Origin of the sequence: Mycobacterium sp. 23 (assembly GCF_048287075.1) — a bacterium.
Classification (GTDB): Bacteria; Actinomycetota; Actinomycetes; order Mycobacteriales; family Mycobacteriaceae; genus Mycobacterium; species Mycobacterium gordonae_B.
Map to the genome: position 1 here is coordinate 4,883,556 of NZ_JBLVUX010000005.1, position 14,615 is coordinate 4,898,170.

The window sequence follows — 14,615 nt, forward strand, 5'->3', positions numbered from 1 at the left end:
GCGGGGGGAAGTAGATACGGCGAATCCGTCATGCGACGGTAGCGCATGGTAAGGGTCGCAGCAATCGACTCTGGCAAACCCGCCGCGGGGTCATTCCGGTGCCGGCACGTGCGCTTCGTCCGGTGGCTGGAACTCGGCGTAGCGCCTCGCGAACTCATGACCGGGCACGGGCCACTGTTCTCCCTCCGCGCCCCGCACCACCCAGTCGCCGTCGGCTGCGTTCGTCGGGCCCTCCAAGGTGTTGATCGACTCGCCAGGCTGCGCCGGACGGGCCTGGACGCGTCCCTTCCGGCGCCACAGTCCGTCACCGGCCGGTTCGTAGGTGGCGTGGAAGATGTCGTCGCGCACCGACCAGGTCTTGCCGTCCGAGCGCACTTCCCAGTCGCCGGCGTCGGCATGCATGGTGTGCCCCGAATCCGATGTCCAGGTCCACGGCGCGGTGCGTTGCCCGGCGGAGACCGTCCCGACGCGGGTGAACGTGCGCCACAGCGGGCGGGAACGGTAACCGAGCTGACGAAGGCTCCACAGCGTGGCCGCCAGACTGCGCACGGCGGCGTTGAGCAGGTCGGGGTTGTTCTCGACGGTGGACCAGTCGACCAGCTTGTCGTGGATCTTGCGGGCGTCGTCGCGCGGCGTGCCGTACTTCCAGCCGTTGCGGCGGTAGTAACGGCACCAGTCCTCGTGCTCCGCCTGTGCCATGGCCAGTGCCGAGTGCTGGTCGAAGCCCATCAGCGCAAGCTGTTCCAGCGGCGGCGAATCCGCCATGTCTCGGCCGGACAGCTGGGTAGGGGGGCTGCCCCACGTGTTCCACGTGTGGCCGGCGATCTGTTCGACCATCCACAGCGCGTTTCGCACCTGACGCCGGTTCGAGCCGCGGTAGAACTCGTCGAGTTCGACCCACGGCACCGAGGCGGGGCCCCGCGGCCAACTGGGGTCGATGGTGGCGACGTACCGCTCGTGGATCAGCCGGGCCGCCCGCTCCCAGGCGTCTTGAACCTGGCCTTCGCGGCTGTCCAGCACCAGCGAGTACGACTGCAGCATGCCGACCACCTGTATCGAGTCGTCGGCGATGCTGGTGTTGAGGTCGGAGGTGTAGACGGGCATCTCGGGGAAACGGGCGGCCAGCCTGGTGCCGGTGGTCGCGGTGTGCGTGTCGACCAGGATCACCGCGCTCGTGTGGGGGTCGGTGTCGCCGATCAGCCGCAGAATGGTGGGTATCGTCGGACCCTCCGACACTGCGTCGATCGTCGGTCCGTTGGAAGCGAATCCTGCTTGCTGCCGGTAGAACTCGTGATCCTTGAGGTATTCCTCGGCGTCGCGTTCCACCAGTGTCAGCGACGGCAGCGCGACCGCCCCCGGGGGCGTGTAGAAGTCGCGTTCCAGCGCGCGCCGGGTCAGGTCCGCGCATAGCGCCAAGGTCAGTTGTGAAGTGCCACAGACGAATACACGTTTAGTCCGGCCGGTTGCGACGATCCCGTCCAGTAACCGGCTCGCCGTGACTTCATACTTGCCGACGACGTCGGCCGCCCAACGGGTGTCGGAGCCGCCGAACTGCTGGGCACGCCAGGCCTCGGCGAGCCAGGGATCGTCGATGCGCACGATGAGCGGTAGCCGTCGCTTGTTGGCGACTTCGGACAACCGGCGGCTGATCAGGTCCAGCCACAGCAGGTTGATCGCGGGGTCGGGTGCCATCAGGTAGAGCCGGCTCAGGTGGCGCCACAGCCGCAGCGTCACCATCGTGGCGGGCGTGTTGAAGTCCACCAGCACGACGCGGGCACCCATTCGGCGGACCCGCTGTACACGGTCGTCATTGGTGCTGGTGATGACGACCAGGGTGCCGCGCCGGTCTAACGTCCGCGCGACGCCGCTGATCATCGATTCGGTGTCGTCGTCGACCCCCACGATCGCGGTGACGGAATCGGCGAAGTTTGCGCGTAGCCGGTCCACCTGGGACCGGAAGACGCCGACCACCACACCGCCCAGGCCCGTGAAGATCGCCGAAACGGCTGCCATTCGGGCCAATTCGAGGCCCACCGGCGTCGGGCTGGGGCAGACATGCCCTCCCAGCGAGTAGTCGCCGCTGCTGCCTTTGATCAGCTGGGCGGTCAGCATCAGCGGGGTGAAGACCGCGGGATGGTTCTCGTCGTGGCAGTTCCAGTACGAGCTGAGGCCCAGAATGGCGCTCATGGTGATGAGCACGGCGATCACGGTGAACGACACGCCCACCAGGCGGTGGCTGGCGTTGGACCGGAAGGTCATCACACACACCGCGGCCAGGACGGCGACGACGATCGCGGTCGTCGGCATCGATCCCGGCCGGCCGAACCAACCCACCCCGGACGGCAGCAGGTCCAGGATCGCCGGCTGGGCCGCCACCGCGGCCAGATAGGCGATCAACAGGACGGCGAGGACCGACATGGCCCAGCGCACCGGGGGCGGGGCGATTCTCTTCTGGCCCATCAAACCTCCCGTCCTGCGGCCCACTCGGACGCGAACAGTACACGCGCAAGCGCACGGGAAGGCAACAGCGAGAACTCGTTACGGAGGTTGCTCTCAGCCGACGAAACGGGACAACCGCGCCGACAGATGGGGGACCAGGCCGCCGTCGGCGTCCACCCGCTCTTCGACGTAGGCCAGATCGCCGCCCTCGACGATGCCGTAGAGCCGCTTGGCGCCGCCGACCAGGACGCCCGACCGGCTCCGTGCCAGCGCATCGGTGACCAGTTCCCACGACGACTGGTTACGCGGGCGCCCGTAGAACAACTCGACATAACCGGCCGAGTGCGCCAGCAGCAGTTCGATGGCCTGTGATTCGCTGGGGTCGTCGGGGTCGGGCACAAACCGCCAGAATCCCGTTTCCCGCAACCCCGGCTGGTGGTACTCGCCGGCCTCGTCGAGGCGCCAGGAGCGTGCTTCCCAATTCAGGTAGTCGCCGCCGTCGTGCGAGACCACGATCTGCTGGCCGAACCGGTAATCGCCGTCATGGGCACGACCCTCGCCCTCGCCGCGCCACACGCCGACCAGCGGCAGCAGCGCCAGCAAGGCGTCGTGGAGGTTTGCGCCTTCGCGCAGGTTCGCGGTGTCGGCCGGCAGCGGCAGGTCGTCATAGGCGGGGATATTCCGGGCAGCGGTCAGTTTCGCCCGCTCGGCCGCCTGTGACAGTTCGTCGGGGGCGTCTGGGGCGTCTGCGCCCTCACTGGAGGTCACGACTCGTCGGTGATCAACCGATAGAGCGCATAGAGCGCGAACCAGGAGATGACCACAGTCGCAAGGACCAGCATGATCTCGAAGAACAGCACCACGGGGACGAGTCTATGCGATCACGATTGTCGTTGACTCTGCGTTGAGGGTGGCGAGCACTCGAACTTCGTCGCCCTCAACGCAGAGTGAACCGCTGCCGGTCAGGCGACCTTGATGTCCACCTCGTGGATGCCGGCACCCGACGGCGCGATCACGGCGTCGCCGTTGCCGACTCGGGACAACGCCCGCAGCGTCCACGAGCCGGGCGCCGCGAAGAACCGGAAGTCACCCGTCGCCGACGCCACGACCTCGGCAGTGAACTCGTCGGACGAGTCCAGCAGCCGGACGAAAGCGCCGCCGACGGCCTGGCCCTCACCGTCCACGACGCGGCCGGTGATCACCGTTTCCTTCTCCAGGTCGACGCTGGCCGGCAACGTCAGCCCTTGCTTTGGTGCAGAGCACATGTCAGTTTCCCAACTCGATCGGGGCACCCACCAGGGAGCCGTATTCCGTCCAACTGCCGTCGTAGTTCTTGACGTTCTTGTGTCCGAGCAATTCCTGCAGCACGAACCAGGTGTGCGACGAACGTTCCCCGATCCGACAGTAGGCAATCGTTTCCTTCTGTCCGTCCAGTCCCGCGTCGGCGTACAGCTTGGCCAGCTCCTCGTCGGACTTGAAGGTGCCGTCCTCGTTGGCGGCCTTGCTCCACGGCACGTTGATGGCGGTGGGGACGTGGCCGGGACGCTGGCTCTGCTCCTGGGGCAGGTGCGCGGGTGCCAGGATCTTGCCGGAGAACTCGTCGGGAGAGCGCACGTCGACCAGATTCTTGGTGCCGATCGCGGCGATCACCTCGTCACGGAAGGCGCGGATGGAGTTGTCCGGCGCCGACGCGGTGTAAGAGGTGGCGGGCCGGTTCACGACATCGCTGGACAGCGGCCGGCCATCGAGCTCCCATTTCTTGCGGCCACCGTCGAGCAGCTTGACGTCCCGGTGGCCGTACAGCTTGAAGTACCAGTAGGCGTACGCCGCGAACCAGTTGTTGTTGCCGCCGTAGAGGATCACGGTGTCGTCGTTGGCGATGCCACGGTCGGACAGCAGCTTGGAGAACTGCTCTGCGTCGACGAAGTCGCGCTTGACCGGGTCCTGCAGGTCGTCTCGCCAGTCCAGCTTGATCGCGCCGGGGATGTGGCCTCCGTCGTAAGCGCTGGTGTCTTCGTCCACCTCGACGAAAACGACGTTTTCGGCATCCAGATTGCTCTCAGCCCAGTCGGCGGAGACCAGGACGTCGGAGCGTGCCATGGGGGATCCTTTCGATTTCTTCTGATGAACAGCTTTGGGGCTGGGTACGGCTATTGCGCGAGGAAGACATGCCACGGTGAGGACCCTGACCGCTTCGAGCACAGCGCAGATAGGCGCGGCTACTCAGCAGCAACAGCAACAGCAACAACCCGCGACGCGGCACAGTTGAACTGCGCGGCGCTTGGTGAGCACAGGCTCGATGCGGGCTGACACGTCGGTCAGCTTACCTAATGAAACAGTGATCAAGCCAACAGCCGCAGACAGCTCACAGCTGACGAAGGTCACGACTGCTTGAAACCCTCCAGCGTGACGGTGACGTCGCGGGTGATGCCCTCGATGATGACGTCGGACCCGCGCGCTCCGACGGTGTTAGGCGCCACCCCGAACGGCAGCCTCTGGTTGGGCAGCCGGCCGGCGAATGACCGCAGCACCGCGTCGCGTTTGTCGTCGGGAACCGCCTGGTTGGCGGTGTCGGGGCCGGTGAGCACCCCGGTCGGGCTGATCACCAGCGTGGCGGGGTCCTCGGGGGCAATGGCCAGATCCACCGAGATGCTGACCCGGTGGTCGAAGCCGGCCGATTGCGGCGTCCCGCTGAACACCAGTCCGTGGCTGCCCGATATACCGGACTCGGTGGTTCCTCCGGTCGCGTCGTTGGATTCCTGAGGAGGCGCCTCGACCATCAGGTCGGTGATGCCCATGAATCGGCCCAGGTGCACCGAGTCGATGATGATGCGGCTCTCCAGCTTCCCGACCGGCAGCTTTGCCTCCGGTCTGAGCAACCACGAGGCATCGGTCAGGTCGATCGAGTGCATGGTGGCCTCGAGGGTGGCCTTGCCGACCGTCGCGTGATCGACAGCCCCGGCCTTGATCTCCAGCTCGTCGTAGTGGTGGGCCATCGCTTGGGGGATGAAGGGAAAGGCGATGATGGCCACGAACGGGTCAGACCCCAGATTCGCGGCTCTGCGCACGCTGGTCGAGAGCCGGTACTCGGCGTAAATGCTCGCGCCGTAGTCGACGCCGACAGCGCCCAGCGCGATGACGCCGACGGCGATCGCCGCCGCGGTGGCACCCGTCAGGACTTTGCGCACGCGGACATTCTGACATCGCCGGGCCGTGTTGGGTTGCTCACAGTGGTCTTGCGGCCGGCAGCGCCCGCCCGCAGGTGGCGGGGGCATCGGCTAATCGTCCGGCTTGCGGTCGTTGCATCGCGGAAGGCCTCGTCGCCAGGCCGAATAACACGCGGCAAGTTATCGTTAGATGATCTTGCCGCTAACGTCATATGTCGCGATGATCTGGGAGGCCTTGCCCACGACGCTGGAGGGGCGTGTTGGAGCTACTACTGCTGACCTCGGAGCTGTATCCCGACCCGGTCCTACCCTCGTTGTCCCTGCTGCCGCACAGCGTGCGGACCGCGCCGCCGGAGGCGTCCTCTCTATTGGAGGCTGGTAACGCGGACGCCGTGCTGGTCGACGCGCGAAACGATCTCTCCGCGGCACGCGGCCTGTGCCGTTTGCTCAGCACGGCGGGCCGGTCCGCACCTGTGCTTGCGGTGGTGAGTGAAGGCGGACTGGTGGCCGTGAGCGCCGACTGGGGCCTGGACGAGATCCTGCTGCCCAGTACGGGGCCTGCCGAAATCGACGCGCGGCTGCGCCTCGTCGTGGGCCGCCGGGGTGGTCTGGCCGACCAGGAAAGCGTCGGCAAGGTGAGCCTGGGCGAACTGGTGATCGACGAGGGCACCTACACCGCCCGGTTGCGCGGTCGTCCGCTCGACCTCACGTACAAGGAATTCGAGTTGCTGAAGTACCTGGCCCAGCACGCGGGCCGGGTGTTCACCCGCGCCCAGCTGCTGCATGAGGTGTGGGGGTACGACTTCTTCGGCGGCACCCGCACGGTTGACGTGCACGTACGTCGGCTGCGTGCCAAGCTCGGCCCTGAGCACGAGGCTCTGATCGGCACGGTGCGCAATGTGGGCTACAAGGCGGTCCGGCCGGCGCGCGGCCGGGCCCAGGCCGCCGAGCCCGACGAGCGCGAATCTGACGACGACGAATCCGACGCCGATATGGACCCGCTGGCCGACCCGTTGCGCAGTCAGTGACCGCGCCGCAATGGCGCCCGGCCCTCACCCCCGATGAGCAGCGTCAGGTCCGTGAGCTCGTAACGGCCGCAACCGAATTCGACGGCGTAGCGCCAGTGGGTGAGCAGGTGCTGCGGGAATTGTCGCAGGACCGCACCGAGCACCTGGTGGCCGAGGATCCCAGCGCCGGAGTCACGGGTTATCTGAACCTCACCCCGCCCCGAGACGAGGCCGGCGCCATGTCGGAACTGGTGGTGCACCCGCAAGCCCGGCGCGGGGGTGTCGGCACGGCACTGGCGCGCGCGGCACTCGCCAAGACCGGCGGTCAGACCCGGTTCTGGGCGCACCGCACGCTGGAGCCCGCCCGCGCCACCGCGTCTGCGCTGGGCCTGGTCGCGGTGCGCGAACTGCTGCAGATGCGGCGTCCGCTGCGCGATATCGCCGAGCCCCTGACACCTGAGCGGCTGCGTGAGGTGCGGATCCGCACCTACGCGGGCCCTTCGGACGACGCCGAACTGCTGCGGGTCAACAACGCCGCGTTCTCCTACCATCCGGAACAGGGTGGTTGGACCGAACGCGAAATCGAAGAGCGGCGTGGGGAGTCCTGGTTCGATCCGGCCGGCCTGTTCCTGGCTTTCGACCGTGACGACAGACTGCTCGGCTTTCACTGGACCAAAGTGCACCCCGACCCCGACGGGCTGGGCGAGGTCTACGTAGTAGGCGTCGACCCGTCGGCCCAGGGCAGCGGCCTGGGGCAGTTGCTGACCTCGATCGGTCTGGTGTCGCTGGCGGCGCGGCTGGCCGAGATGCCCGACGCCAGCGTGATGCTCTACGTGGAGTCCGACAACGCGGCCGCGGTGCGGACCTATGAGAAGACGGGGTTCGCCGTCTACAGCGTCGACACCGCGTACGCCGCCGGCTGAGCATTTTCCGCGGATGTTTTCTTGCGGGCGAAGCATAGTTTCCGCGCTACCTGGCAATGTCCCCGTGGGTGAAATCCCGGTCGGTGCTGCGAGCGACGGCTGTGGCGCTGACCATCTGCGGTGCGGTCGTGACCGCCTGCGGCAGCGACGACAACCGCGGCGCCCTGACGCAGAGCTCGAGGGTTTCCGGCGAGGGCTCGTGCGGTGGTAAGAACGCGTTGACCGCTGAGGGTTCGACGGCCCAGCAGATCGCGATCGCGCTGTTCAATCAGGTGTGGGGCCAGCTGTGTCCCGGGAAGGCGGTGGCGTACAACCCCACCGGCTCGGGCGCCGGACGCGAGCAGTTCATCGCCGGCCATGTGGACTTCGCCGGATCTGATTCGCCGCTGGTCGCCTCCCAGATCGGCCCGGCTGCCCAGCGGTGCAACGGAAGTTCGGCATGGGATCTGCCGCTGGTGTTCGGGCCGATCGCGTTGGTGTACAACCTGCCGGGTGTCCCCAAGCTGGCCGTTGACGCCGATGCGTTGGCCAAGATCTTCAGCGGCGGCATCCGGCGCTGGGACGACCCGCTGCTGGTTGCGCTCAATCCCGGTGTGGAACTGCCCAAAACGACGATCACTCCGATTTACCGCAAGGACTCGTCGGGAACCACCGACAATTTCCAGAAGTACCTGACCACCGCGGCGCCGCAGAGCTGGTCCCGGGGCATCGGAACCGAGTTCCAGGGCGGCGTGGGTGAGGGCGCCCCCCGGTCGGCCGGCGTCGTCGAGGCGGTGCAGACCACTCTGGGGGCAATCGGATATGTCGAGAAGGGTTTCGCCGATCGCGCCGGGGTGCCGTTCGCGCAGATCGACACGGGCAACGGCGTCGTCGCGCTGACCGAGGAGACCGCCCGCAACGCCGTCAACGCCGTTACGTTCGCGGCCGGCGGGAACGATCTGGTGCTGGAGCTGGGCTCGATGTACGCCATCCAGGAGCCGACGGCCTACCCGCTGGTGCTCGCGACCTACGAGATCGTGTGCTCCCAGGGCTACGACCCGGATACGGCCGCCGCGGTGAAGGCGTTCCTCACCACTGCCGTCGACAAGGGCCAGGCCGTGCTCACCTCCGCCGGGTACGTCCCGTTGCCGGATAAGGTCAAGGAGCGCCTGATCACCGCGATCAACGCACTGCAGTAACCGGACACCGACGGGATCAACAGTGACTTGATGGACCGACAGCCAAACCCAGCCGACGCGGGTTCGGGTGAAGTCGTCGCCGCGCCCTTCCCCGAGCCGCCGGTGGTCCCGATCAGCCCGTGGGGCTATGGCCGGCCGCCGCCGGCGGACCGGATTTTTCGCCGCCTCTCGCTGGGGGCGGGCTTATCGGTCGTGGCCCTGATCGCAGGCGTCGGCGGTTTCCTGCTGTGGCATGCCATGCCGGCGCTGGCGCGAAATCAGGTCAACTTCTTCACTTACCGCGGCAACTGGGTCACCACCGACCCTTCGGCGATGCGGTTCGGAATTCTCGAACAGCTGCACGTGACGATCTTCGTCTCGGTGTTCGCGCTGGCCCTGGCGATGCCGGTGGCGCTCGGGGTGGCGCTCTATCTGACCCAATACGCGCCGCGCAGGCTGGCCGCGCCGCTGTCGTACACGGTCGACCTGCTGGCCGCGGTGCCGTCGATCATCTACGGGGTCTGGGGCCTGTACGTGCTGGCGCCCCGGTTGCGGCCGGTGGCCGTCTGGCTCAACGTCCACCTCGGGCAGCTGTTCCTGTTCTCGACCGGTAATGCGTCGGCGGCCGGCGGCGGCACCATCTTCACCGCCGGAATCGTCCTGGCGGTGATGATCCTGCCGATCATCACTGCGGTCACCCGTGAAGTGTTCGTCCAGACCCCGCAGGAAGAGATCGAAGCCGCGCTCGCACTGGGCGCCACCCGCTGGGAAGTGGTCAAGACGACGGTATTGCCGTTCGGGCGGTCCGGATTCATCAGCGGGTCGATCCTGGGGTTGGGTCAGGCCCTGGGTGAGACGGTCGCTCTGCTGATCATCCTGCGCGGCACGCAGACGGCGTTCGGTTGGTCGCTGTTCGACGGCGGGTCCACCTTCGCCACCAAGATCGCCGCCGCCGCACCCGAATTCGACAATCAGTACAAGGCGGGGGCCTACCTGGCCGCGGGGCTGGTGCTCTTCCTACTCACGTTCGTGGTGAACGCGCTGGCCCGAGCGGCCGTGGCCGGCACCAGAGCCGTAAGGCCGCGGTCGTGACCTCGATGCTGGACCGCCCGCTGAAATGGCGGACGCTCGCCGGGCGCGGCCTGCGTCGTCGCATCGCCAACGCCGTCGCCACCATCCTGGTGACGCTGGCGATGCTGGTCGCTCTGGCGCCGCTGCTCTGGTTGCTCTGTTCGGTGGCGGTCAATGGGTTCAGGGCGCTGGCGTCGAGCACGTGGTGGACGCATTCGCAGGCGGGAACGACGGCTCTGAATTCCGGCGGGGGTGCATACCACGCCATCGTCGGCACGCTGCTGCTGGGATTGGCGTGCGCGGCGATCTCCATTCCGATCGGTGTACTGGTGGGCATCTACCTGGTGGAATATGGCGGCCGCAGCCCGTTGGCCAGGCTGGTCACCTTCACGGTGGACATCCTCGCGGGAGTGCCCTCGATCGTCGCGGCACTGTTCATCTACGCGGTGTGGGTCGCGGCGCTGGGTCTGCCACGCTCCCAGTTCGCGGTGTCGTTGGCGTTGGTACTGATGATGCTTCCGGTGATCGCGCGGGCGACCGAGGAGATGTTGCGGATAGTGCCCGTGGACCTTCGGGAGGCCAGTTACGCGCTCGGGATACCGAAGTGGAAGACCATCGCCAGAGTGGTGATTCCGACCGGCCTGTCCGGCATCCTCACCGGGATTCTGCTGGCGCTGGCGCGGGTGCTCGGTGAGACGTCGCCGCTGCTGATCTTGGTCGGCTATTCGCGCGCTATGAACTTCGACATGTTCAGTGGGTTCATGGGGTCGTTGCCCGGCATGATGTATGACCAGACGACCGCCGGCGCCGGTGCCGACCCGGTTCCCACGGAGCGGATGTGGGGTGCCGCGCTTACTCTGATCTTGTTGATTGCAATCATCAATATCGGGGCCAGGATGGTCGCGAAGGCCTTTGCCCCGAAGAAGACTTAGCCAGGAGCTGCATCAGTTGGCCAAACGGTTGGACCTCAAAGAGGTCAACATCTACTACGGGTCGTTTCATGCGGTCGCCGACGTGACCCTGTCGGTGCTACCCCGCAGCGTGACTGCCTTCATCGGCCCGTCCGGCTGCGGCAAGACCACGGTGCTGCGCACCCTCAACCGCATGCACGAGGTGGTCCCCGGGGGCAGGGTGGAAGGCAGCGTGCTCCTCGACGATGAGGACATCTACGGCGCGCGCATCGATCCCGTCGGCGTACGCCGGGCCATCGGCATGGTGTTCCAGCGGCCGAACCCCTTCCCCGCCATGTCGATTCGCGACAACGTGGTCGCCGGTCTGAAGTTGCAGGGCGTACGCAACCGCAAGGTGCTCGACGAGACCACCGAGCACTCGCTGCGCGGCGCGAACTTGTGGGACGAGGTCAAAGACAGGTTGGACAAGCCCGGCGGCGGCCTCTCCGGTGGTCAGCAGCAGCGGTTGTGTATCGCCCGCGCCATCGCCGTGCAACCCGACGTGCTGTTGATGGACGAACCCTGCTCGGCGCTGGACCCCATCTCGACGATGGCGATCGAGGAATTGATCAGCGAGCTGAAGCAGGAGTACACCATCGTCATCGTCACGCACAACATGCAACAGGCGGCGCGCGTGAGCGATCAGACGGCGTTCTTCAACCTGGAGGCCGTCGGCAAGCCGGGGCGGCTGATCGAGATCGACGACACGGAGAAGATCTTCTCCAACCCCAGCCAGAAATCCACCGAGGACTACATCTCCGGCCGATTCGGGTGAGCGTCCCCGCTCGGCGGGGGTTGCGCGCCGAGGCTGCGGATTTGCAGCGAAAGTTGGAGTGGCAGCCGCCGGATGCGGGCTCGGCGGTAACACGGCGTCCGCCCTCGTGCGACCCGTCAGTGCGAGGTAGGGCTCGGCTCGCCTTCGGCAAACTTGCCCGTGGCCTGGAAGATGACCCGGCGGGCCACCTCGACGGCGTGGTCGGCGAAGCGTTCGTAGAACCGGCCCAGCAGGGTGACGTCCACCGCGGCAGCCACGCCGTACTTCCACTCCCGGTCCATCAGCACGTTGAACAGGTGCCGGTGCAGGTCGTCCATCGCATCGTCTTCTTCGCGGATCCGGGCGGCCTTCTCCGGGTCGCGGGTTTGCAGCACCTCTTGGGCGCTGTTACCCAATTCGACTGCGATGCTGCCCATTTCGGCGAAGTAGCCGTTGACCTCCTCGGGCAGCGCATGCTGGGGGTGGCGCCGGCGGGCGATCTTGGCGACGTGCAGCGCCAGGGCGCCCATCCGGTCGATATCTGCGACGATCTGAATCGCGCTGACGATCGACCTCAGATCACCGGCTACCGGTGCCTGCAGGGCCAGCAGGACGAATGCGCTCTCCTCCGCCTGGGCGCTGAGCGCCGATATTCTTTCGTGGTCGGTGATGACCTGCTCGGCCAGCACCAGATCGGCCTGCAACAAGGCTTGGGTAGCCCGCTCCATCGCAATCCCGGCCAGCCCGCACATCTCGCCGAGTCGCTCGGATAATTCCGCGAGCTGCTCATGGTAGGCGGTTCTCATGTGTAAAGCCTACGTTCTGCACATAGCCGATGGCGTGCAGCGGCACGTCCTGTTCACAAACGTTGTCTCGCTATTCGCAGGTGGTGTCTGCCGCATTGGTGACCGTCAGATCCTCGGGCAGCCTGGTCGGCGTGCTGCTGGTGTTCCGGCTGACCTGCATGCTCACCGAGGAACCGCTGGGCGGCGGCGAGGTGACCGCGCTGAAGTCCGGCCCGAGCACCACCTGGACCACCGAGCCGATCCCGGTCACCCGCTCGACCTTCGAGTTACCGAACGCCGCGGCCACGGTAGCGGCGGCCTGTTCGTTGCCGGGTGAGAAGAACACCGTCGTCGTCTTCAGTGAATTCGGATAGTCATCCGGAGTCATCACGTTGAAGCCATTGCGCTTGAGTTGGCTCGCGGCGGTCGCGGCCAGGCCCTCGGTGCCGGTGCCGTTGGACACCTGGACCGTAACCTCCTGCGGGGAGGTCGTCGTCACCTGCTCGCGGTGCGTGTCATTGGCCGGGGCCGGTTGGGGCTGAGGTTGCGGCGGCTTCTTGGTGGTACTGGCGCCCGACCCGGAAGTCTGCGAGCTACCCAGACTCTGTGCGTTCTGGTCGTTCTCCTTGGGCAACGGATCGTCGTTGATGATCGCGGTGAACAGCGCTTTCATGTCCGCGGTCCGTGGCGGCTCGTTGCCGTCCTGGTCGGTGATGCCCGTGGGCACGGTGACGAACGTGACGTGCCCGGCCGCCATGTGCTGCAGGGAGCGGCCGAGCTCGACCAGGTCTCTGGTCTTGACGTTGTCGACGTAGCTGTTGCCGATGAACATATTGACGACGTTGTTGAGCTTGTTGAGGTTCATCAACGTGTCCTCGGAGATCATCGTCCGCAGCAGCGAGGACAGGAACAGCTGCTGCCGCTTGATGCGGCCGTAGTCGCCGTTGCTCTCAGTGGTGACCTGCCGGGCGCGCACGTAGTTCAGCGCGGTGGGGCCGTCGATGACCTGGCGTCCGGCATGGGCGAGCACCGTGCCCAGTTCGTAGTCCTTCAGCGGCGTGGTGCTGCACACCTCGACCCCGCCGAGGGCCTCGACCATGCGGCCGAACCCGACGAAGTCGATGGCGATGAACCGGTTGACGCTCAGACCGGACAACTTCTGGATCACCTTCACCAGGCACTTGGGGCCGCCGAAGGAGAACGCGGAGTTCAGCTTGGTCTCGGTGTAAACCATCCGGGGACCCGTCTTGCCGGTCTTCGGGTCGTAGATGGGTCCGTACTTGCCGTCCTCGGGATTCCAGGCTTCGCACTGGATGGGGTTGATCGCCAGGTCACGGGGGAACGACACCGCGACCACGCGCTTGCGGTCAGCGGGGATGTTGACCAGCATCACCGTGTCCGAACGGGCGCCACCGGCGTCCTCGGTGTCGCCGGCGCCGACATTGGCGTTGTCGCCGAGGCGGGAGTCCATTCCGACGATCAGGAAGTTCTCGTCGCCGTACTGGGCGTTGGGGTCGACGATGTCGGCGGACCCGGGGTCCAAGGCGCTGACGGTGTTCAGCTGGTTGTTCTTCGACGAACTCCAGTGCCACGCGCCGCCGGTCAGCACCAGCGACAGCAGCGCGACGACCGCGACCACGGAGCGGCCCGCGATCAGCATCGGCCGCCGGTGGGACTTCCGCTTCGGGGTAGTCGAGACGTTGGCCGGTGCGGTGGCGCGGCGCCGCTTCCGGCGCGAGGCCTTCTCGTCCGCTCCGGAATCCTCCGGATAGTTGGCCGCCCCGAGGTCGGGGATTTCGGAGAGCAACTGCAAGGAATACGCGGGAGTGGGGATGACCTGGGTGTCGAGCAGGTCGTCACGCTCGCGTTCTTCGGCGGGTGCCGGCTCGTCGTCCACCTCTGGTTCGTCGGCCACGTGATGGTGAGTGGGGCGCTCGGGAAGGGTGGCACCGAGTTTTGCGATCAGGTCCGCGACGCTCAGGACCCCGTCGTTGTGGCTGCCCGCCGGGCCGTCCTCGGGTTCGGCGGGAGTCTCGGCTTTCGTGACGGAACCGGCGGACCAACGACTCAGTTCGTCATCGGCCGACGTCGCCGTGAAGCGCTCCCACGGCGCGGCGCCTGGCAATGCCTGTGCGTTTGCGGTAAGGAAGTCAGCAGCATCACCGGCGCTCCGCGCGCGCCGATGGTCAGGAGTGGCGTCTTTCCCGCCGTCACTCATGTCCTACCGGCCTCCGAATGTCACTATGCGGACGTCCCCACCGATGGGGTGGTTTTTCGGGCACAACGCGCACACATAAACGCAGCACCGCCGAACTCGGCGCCGCGGAATTGCATTAAGGCTCACATCGTACTGATTTCTCGG

At 66.6% G+C, this 14,615-nt stretch carries 14 protein-coding genes; 6 read left to right on the plus strand and 8 right to left on the minus strand.

The window, feature by feature from the left end:
• Window positions 1-90 precede the first annotated feature (90 nt).
• The 6 genes from ACNQS7_RS23800 to lmeA all read right to left on the minus strand — a co-directional run bounded on the left by ACNQS7_RS23800 (window position 91) and on the right by lmeA (window position 5,627).
• Window positions 91-2,460, minus strand: coding sequence for a RyR domain-containing protein (locus ACNQS7_RS23800; RefSeq protein ID WP_418014470.1), 2,370 nt, complete (start codon window positions 2,458-2,460; stop codon window positions 91-93).
• A gap of 93 nt (window positions 2,461-2,553) precedes the next feature.
• Window positions 2,554-3,207, minus strand: coding sequence for an FABP family protein (locus tag ACNQS7_RS23805; protein ID WP_418014471.1), 654 nt, complete (start codon window positions 3,205-3,207; stop codon window positions 2,554-2,556).
• 194 nt (window positions 3,208-3,401) lie between these two features.
• Window positions 3,402-3,704 carry a DUF1416 domain-containing protein gene (locus ACNQS7_RS23810; protein ID WP_418014472.1) on the minus strand — a complete coding sequence of 101 codons (303 nt, stop codon included), beginning with the start codon at window positions 3,702-3,704 and terminating at the stop codon, window positions 3,402-3,404.
• A 1-nt stretch (window position 3,705) separates the two neighbouring features.
• Window positions 3,706-4,539 (minus strand): sulfurtransferase, encoded by an 834-nt coding sequence (locus ACNQS7_RS23815; RefSeq protein WP_418014473.1) that lies wholly within the window; start codon window positions 4,537-4,539, stop codon window positions 3,706-3,708.
• A gap of 123 nt (window positions 4,540-4,662) precedes the next feature.
• Window positions 4,663-4,824: an Ms5788A family Cys-rich leader peptide gene (locus ACNQS7_RS23820; protein WP_418014475.1), complete on the minus strand. Its 162-nt coding sequence runs from the start codon at window positions 4,822-4,824 to the stop codon at window positions 4,663-4,665.
• Complete coding sequence (gene lmeA, locus ACNQS7_RS23825; protein WP_418014476.1) at window positions 4,821-5,627, minus strand: mannan chain length control protein LmeA; 807 nt, start codon at window positions 5,625-5,627, stop codon at window positions 4,821-4,823. The genes ACNQS7_RS23820 and lmeA overlap by 4 nt, the downstream gene beginning before the upstream one ends.
• 236 nt (window positions 5,628-5,863) lie before the next feature.
• On the opposite strand from lmeA, the gene ACNQS7_RS23830 reads away from it, so the two are divergent.
• Genes ACNQS7_RS23830 through pstB form a run of 6 tightly spaced genes read left to right on the plus strand, consistent with a single transcriptional unit; the run spans window position 5,864 to window position 11,489 of the window.
• Complete coding sequence (locus tag ACNQS7_RS23830; protein WP_156452888.1) at window positions 5,864-6,634, plus strand: winged helix-turn-helix transcriptional regulator; 771 nt, start codon at window positions 5,864-5,866, stop codon at window positions 6,632-6,634.
• Window positions 6,631-7,536: a mycothiol synthase gene (mshD, locus tag ACNQS7_RS23835; protein WP_418014477.1), complete on the plus strand. Its 906-nt coding sequence runs from the start codon at window positions 6,631-6,633 to the stop codon at window positions 7,534-7,536. Before ACNQS7_RS23830 ends, mshD begins: the two co-directional genes overlap by 4 nt.
• A gap of 56 nt (window positions 7,537-7,592) precedes the next feature.
• Complete coding sequence (gene pstS / locus ACNQS7_RS23840; protein ID WP_418014478.1) at window positions 7,593-8,714, plus strand: phosphate ABC transporter substrate-binding protein PstS; 1,122 nt, start codon at window positions 7,593-7,595, stop codon at window positions 8,712-8,714.
• A gap of 30 nt (window positions 8,715-8,744) precedes the next feature.
• Window positions 8,745-9,785 (plus strand): phosphate ABC transporter permease subunit PstC, encoded by a 1,041-nt coding sequence (gene pstC, locus ACNQS7_RS23845; protein ID WP_418014479.1) that lies wholly within the window; start codon window positions 8,745-8,747, stop codon window positions 9,783-9,785.
• Window positions 9,782-10,696 carry a phosphate ABC transporter permease PstA gene (gene pstA / locus ACNQS7_RS23850; protein ID WP_418014480.1) on the plus strand — a complete coding sequence of 305 codons (915 nt, stop codon included), beginning with the start codon at window positions 9,782-9,784 and terminating at the stop codon, window positions 10,694-10,696. The genes pstC and pstA overlap by 4 nt, the downstream gene beginning before the upstream one ends.
• A gap of 16 nt (window positions 10,697-10,712) precedes the next feature.
• Complete coding sequence (gene pstB, locus ACNQS7_RS23855) at window positions 10,713-11,489, plus strand: phosphate ABC transporter ATP-binding protein PstB (RefSeq protein ID WP_065162424.1); 777 nt, start codon at window positions 10,713-10,715, stop codon at window positions 11,487-11,489.
• 116 nt (window positions 11,490-11,605) lie between these two features.
• Here pstB and phoU read toward each other — a convergent pair whose 3' ends face one another.
• Together phoU and ACNQS7_RS23865 are read right to left on the minus strand one after the other, a co-directional pair.
• Complete coding sequence (gene phoU, locus ACNQS7_RS23860; protein ID WP_065045307.1) at window positions 11,606-12,274, minus strand: phosphate signaling complex protein PhoU; 669 nt, start codon at window positions 12,272-12,274, stop codon at window positions 11,606-11,608.
• Window positions 12,275-12,344: 70 nt separating this feature from the next.
• A complete protein-coding gene (locus ACNQS7_RS23865; protein WP_418014481.1) occupies window positions 12,345-14,471 on the minus strand; it encodes an LCP family protein in 2,127 nt (708 codons plus the stop codon).
• Window positions 14,472-14,615: the final 144 nt, after the last annotated feature.